This is a genomic window from Bradyrhizobium sp. Kon10 (assembly GCF_055807395.1).
This window is the reverse complement of the sequence record NZ_JBVVOZ010000147.1, coordinates 1-357: the sequence shown is the minus strand read 5'-3', so window position 1 is coordinate 357 and position 357 is coordinate 1. Positions and strand designations below refer to the sequence as shown.

The 357-nt window shown below is 66.7% G+C and carries 1 pseudogene; it reads left to right on the top strand.

Annotation, left to right across the window (positions count from 1 at the left end):
• A pseudogene (locus tag AC0L2O_RS36470) lies at positions 1-357 on the top strand (hybrid sensor histidine kinase/response regulator); the annotation flags it as partial.

Below are 357 nucleotides of genomic sequence, written 5' to 3'. Positions count from 1 at the left end.
CCGCTGCGTCCGGGCGAAGTGTCGCTCGACGAGCTCGAGCGCGCCTTCCGCGAGACCGCGATCGAAGCGCCGATCCCCGTTGCCAAAGCTGAAGTCAAGGCCGAGCCCGCGCCGGCCGCTGAAGCGCCAGTGCCTGTTGCCAAGGACATCGCCAAGGAGACCAAGGCGCCCAAGGAGAAGGTCGCGCCCAAGAAGTCGATCGCCGCCGACGAGGGCGCCAGCGAGGGCGACCGCATCGCCAACCAGTCGATCCGCGTCAATGTGGATACGCTGGAGCATTTGATGACCATGGTCTCGGAGCTGGTGCTGACCCGCAACCAGCTGCTCGAGATCAGCCGGCGCAACGAGGACACCGAG